This is a genomic window from Mycolicibacterium palauense (genome assembly GCF_002592005.1).
GTDB classification, from domain to species: Bacteria; Actinomycetota; Actinomycetes; order Mycobacteriales; family Mycobacteriaceae; genus Mycobacterium; species Mycobacterium palauense.
The window spans coordinates 1-4,975 of the sequence record NZ_NVQF01000164.1; the positions used below are offsets into that span (position 1 = coordinate 1).

Genomic DNA, 4,975 nt, shown 5'->3' on the forward strand with positions numbered 1-4,975 from the left:
TACTCCACCGAATACGACGTCGAACGCTACTTCCGCGACGCCCCCCTGATGATCGTCGGCGAAGGCACCAACGAAATCCAACGCAACGTCATCGCCACCCAACTCATCACCCGCGGCGGACTCTGAGAAGCCACGACTCTCGAGCGCCCCACCGTACGGCGCCGTGGCGCCCGGCTCGATCGGCGGGCCGGCGTCGCGCTCCCCGGACGTGACCGCGCTCTGATTATCATCGAACGATGCCCCGGAAGTCGTCTGTCACCGAGTCCAGCGACACCAAGTCGCAACGTACCCGGTCTCGCATTCTCGACGCGGCCGCCCGGGTCCTGAGCGTCAAAGGCTACGCCGGCACACGGCTCACCGACGTCGCCAAAGAAGCCGACCTCCAGGCGCCGGCGATCTACTACTACTTCAAATCCCGTGAGGACCTCATCGAAGAGGTGATGTTCTGCGGAATCAGCGATCTGCGGCACTACCTGCAGGCCGCGATCGACGCCCTTCCGGACGATCTCTCACCCATGGACCGCATCATGGTCGCCGTCGAATCGCACCTCCGCCACGAACTCGAGCTCTCCGACTACGCCCGCGCCTCGATCCGCAACTCGGGACAGATCCCCAAACGACTGAAGACCCGGCAGCAGAAGGAAGAATCCGCCTACAACCGCATCTGGCGAGGTCTGATGAGGGACGCGGTGGCCGAGGGCCAGATTCGCGACGACCTCGACGCACCGCTGGCCCAGGCGCTCGTGCTGGGTGCACTCAACTGGACCGCCGAGTGGTGGCACCCACGCCGCAGTTCCGTCGAGACGATGGTGGCCAACGCACAGGTCTTCGTGCGGTACAGCCTCAGCCCGGTCGCCAAGACCGCTCGCCCGCGCCGACGTAGGTAGCCGGCCCGGGCACGATCGTCCGACGCCCTATCCAATTTTTGAGTCTATGTTAAATTAAGTGCATGACTGAGGCATATATCGTTGACGCCGTCCGGACGGCAGTAGGCAGGCGCAAGGGCGGTCTTTCGGGGGTTCATCCGGCAGACATGGCCGCCCATGTGATCAAGACCGTGGTGGAGCGCCAGGACGTCGACCCTGCGGCCATCGACGATGTCATCCTGGGCTGCCTGGACAACATCGGCTCCCAGGCCGGCGACATCGCACGAACCGCGGCTCTGGCGGCGGGGCTTCCCGAGTCGGTACCCGGGGTCACCATCGACCGCCAGTGCGGGTCGGCCCAACAAGCAGTGCATTTCGCCGCACAGGCGGTGATGAGCGGGACGTCCGACCTCATCGTGGCCGGCGGCGTTCAGAAGATGAGCCAGTTCCCGATCCTGAGTGCGTTCGAGGCCGGCGCGCCGTTCGGGTCGACGGACCCGTGGACCGGATGTGAGGGCTGGCGGAACCGCTTCGGGGACCAGGAGATCTCCCAGTTCCGCGGTGCGGAGATGATCGCCGAGCAGTGGAAGCTGAGCCGCGAGGACAACGAGCGGTTCGCGATGACCAGCCACGAGCGTGCCCTCAACGCAATCGCGCAGGGGTATTTCACCAGGGAAATCACCGAGTTCGCCGGCGTCAGCGTCGACGAAGGGCCACGCGCCGACACCTCACTGGAGAAGATGGCATCGCTGCCCACCCTGGTCGAAGGCGGCGTCCTGACTGCTGCGGTAGCCAGCCAGATCTCGGACGGGGCGGCCGCTCTCATGGTGGCGTCAAAGGCTGCGGTCGATCGGTTCAACCTCACGCCGCGGGCCCGTATCCACCATCTGTCGGTTCGGGGCGCGGACCCGGTCATGATGCTCACGGCACCCATCCCCGCGACCCAGCATGCGCTCAAACGCACCGGGCTGTCGATCGAGGACATCGACACCGTCGAGATCAACGAGGCGTTCGCTCCCGTCGTGCTGGCCTGGCTCACCGAGATCGGTGCCGATCCCGCCAAGGTCAACCCCAACGGCGGCGCGATCGCGCTGGGACACCCGATCGGCTGCACCGGCGCGCGTTTGATGACCACCATGCTGCACGAGCTGGAGCGCACGGGCGGCCGCTACGGACTGCAGACCATGTGCGAGGGAGGCGGCCAGGCCAACGTGACGATCATCGAACGGTTGTGAGCGCATGAAACGCTCCCTCTACGAAGCGGACCACGAAGCCTATCGGGAAACCGTTCGCGAGTTCCTGGCCAGGGAAGTGGCTCCCCACCAGCATGACTGGGACCGCGAACGGTGGATCGACAGGTCGGTATTCACGCGCGCGGCCAAATCCGGCGTCTATGCACTGCAGGTTCCCGAGGAGTACGGGGGCTCCGGCGAGGCCGACTACCGGTTTCGAATGGTCGTCTGCGAGGAGATCGCCCGCATCAACGCCCTGTCCTTCGGGCTGACGGTAAGTCTCCAGGACGACCTCGTCCTCCACTACCTGCTTGATCTCACCAACGAGGAGCAGAAACGGCGATGGCTGCCCGGCTTCGCCGCGGGCGAGGTCATCGGCGCCCTGGCCATGACGGAACCCGGCGCCGGTAGCGATCTGCGCGGCATCCGGACCAGTGCCCGGCTCGACGGCGACCGCTGGATACTCAACGGCCAGAAGACCTTCATCTCCAGCGGAATCATGTCCGATCTGGTTGTCGTCGCGGCCCGAACGGACCCGGAGGGCGGGTCGAAGGCATTCAGCCTGTTCGTCGTGGAACGCGATACGCCCGGATTCGAGCGCGGCCGCAAACTGGACAAGATCGGGCTGCCGGCCCAGGACACCTCCGAACTCTATTTCGAGAATGCCGAAGTACCTGCCGAGAATCTCCTCGGTGAAGCCGGACACGGCCTCCAGTACCTGATGAGTCACCTCCCGCGCGAGCGGCTGGGCGTCACCGCCAAGGCGATGGCCACCACCCGCGCGATCTTCGACATGACCGTCGAGTACTGCCGGACCCGACAGGCATTTGGCGGGCCGCTCACCGACAAGCAGCACATCCGGTTCGAGTTGGCCGACATGGCCACCGAGATCGACATCGCGGAGGCCTACACGGATCGAAGCGTTCTCGCCTACAACGCCGGTGAACTCACCGCCGTCGATGCGGCGAAGGGCAAGTGGTATCTGAGCGAGCTGCAGAAGCGCGTCATCGACCGGTGCCTGCAGCTGCACGGAGGCTACGGGTACATGCTCGAATACCCGGTAGCCAGGGCCTATCTGGACACCCGGATTCAGACCATCTACGGCGGCACCACCGAGATCATGAAGGAGATCATCGGCCGAGACATCGCTGCCTCCTGATTCGGTCGACCAATCGGGGCCACCGGCATCGCGCCGGCGGCCCCGATTCGTCGTTTCGGTGCGGCTTCGGCCCGGATCCAGCTATGCAACACAGATTTTTGAATCTACGATAGAAATAGAAGGTTTTTTCGATATGAGGAGGACCGCGTGTCCAACAAGCCAACGGAGTCGGTTTCACTGCAGCCGGTTGACGCAACACCCGCCGAGCCCGGCACGAGGCCATTCCATCCCGTGGACATCTCCACCAAGCAGTTCTGGGCGTTGTCCGCCGAAGAACGCGATGTCGCCTTCGATGCGCTGCGCCGCGACGCTCCCGTCAGCTGGCAGCGACCGATCGAAAGCGATCTGGTCGCGCCCAGTATCCCCGGCTTCTGGGCTGTCACCACGCACGACCTCATCCGTGAGGTGAGTATCCATCCGGAATTGTTCTGCTCGGGTCAAGGCATCCAGCTCGAGGACGTGCCCGAGGAGTTCCTCGAAGCCGCCTCGTCCTTCCTCGCCATGGACGGCCAGCGACATCTCACCTACCGCAGGTTGATGAGCTCGGCGTTCACCCCGAAACAGGTCAAGCGCATCGAGGAACAGATCCGTCAGCGCGCTGCCGACATCGTCGACGCGTTCCTCGCGAAGGCCGAGGGAGACTGGGTCCAGAACGTCGCCAAGCAGATGCCGATGAACACGTTCTACGACATGGCCGGCCTGCCGCAGGAACGCCGCGACGAGGCCGCCCATTTCGCCGACGAACTGGCCGGCTGGAACGACGCCGACATTGCGGCCGGCCGCACCGCCGCCGAGGTCATGAATGACGCCATTGTCGGCAACCTGGGAATCGGACTGGAGTTCGCCGAGACGACCCGCAGCTGTCCACGAGACGACATCTGGTCCAGTCTGGTATCTGCTCAGGTCGACGGTCACCAGCTCAGCGACGACGAGTTGGCGTCGATGTTCGTGCTGATGTCCTTCGCCGGCAACGACACGACACGCACCACGCTGTCGCTCGGAGTGAAGGCTTTGGTCGACAATCCGGACCAGGCTGCCTACCTGCGGGAGGATTTCGATGGCCGCATCGACGCGGCCATCGACGAGGTCTTGCGCTGGGTCACCCCCGTCATGACCTTCCGCCGCACCGCCACCCAGGACACGGTCCTGGGCGGGCAGCAGATCCGCGAGGGTGACTGGGTGGTCATGATCTACTCGTCGGGAAACCGCGACGAATCGGCCTTTGCCGACCCCTGGAAGTTCGACATCACCCGAAAGCCCAACCAGCACGTCGCATTCGGAGGCGGCGGGCCACACTACTGCCTGGGAGCATTTCTCGCCAAGATGCAGATCAAGCACATGCTCGACCAGATCCTGCACCGCATGCCCGAACTGCACCTGGGCGAACCGGACATGCTGGTCAGCAACTTCGCGGCAGCGGTCAAACATATGGACGCCTCGGCACGTTGCCCGGTACAGCACTGAGAATCTTCTGAGGGTCGGCGGTTCTCGGCACCGGGAACCGCCGACCACCTCGGCCGGCGCACGACGGGCGGACGGGCGGCTCGGTCGAACGAGAGCGCGTGATCGTGCCGCGAGGTCCCCCGTACCGCCCCTAGGAGACTGCTGAATTAATCCCGCGTGGCGGGGGTGGGTTGGCCTGTGCTTTTGGGATGATGGTGGGGTGCAGGGCCGCTCTGATGATCAGCGTGAGTTGTTGGATGCCGAATCGGTTGTCG

General features: G+C 64.6%; 5 protein-coding genes. All 5 read left to right on the forward strand.

Going from position 1 to position 4,975, the window contains the following annotated elements:
• Positions 1 to 126: acyl-CoA dehydrogenase family protein (locus CSR00_RS29335; protein ID WP_281259762.1), on the forward strand; the 126-nt coding region annotated here is incomplete at its 5' end.
• A 110-nt stretch (positions 127 to 236) separates the two neighbouring features.
• Complete coding sequence (locus tag CSR00_RS29340; protein ID WP_099025871.1) at positions 237 to 887, forward strand: TetR/AcrR family transcriptional regulator; 651 nt, start codon at positions 237 to 239, stop codon at positions 885 to 887.
• Positions 888 to 949: 62 nt separating this feature from the next.
• Positions 950 to 2,101, forward strand: a complete 1,152-nt coding sequence (locus CSR00_RS29345) for an acetyl-CoA C-acetyltransferase (RefSeq protein WP_099025872.1) — start codon at positions 950 to 952, stop codon at positions 2,099 to 2,101.
• Positions 2,102 to 2,105: 4 nt separating this feature from the next.
• On the forward strand, positions 2,106 to 3,257 hold the full coding sequence (locus CSR00_RS29350; RefSeq protein ID WP_099025873.1) for an acyl-CoA dehydrogenase family protein: 1,152 nt from the start codon (positions 2,106 to 2,108) through the stop codon (positions 3,255 to 3,257).
• A gap of 177 nt (positions 3,258 to 3,434) precedes the next feature.
• Complete coding sequence (locus CSR00_RS29355) at positions 3,435 to 4,721, forward strand: cytochrome P450 (RefSeq protein WP_099025874.1); 1,287 nt, start codon at positions 3,435 to 3,437, stop codon at positions 4,719 to 4,721.
• Positions 4,722 to 4,975 lie beyond the last annotated feature (254 nt).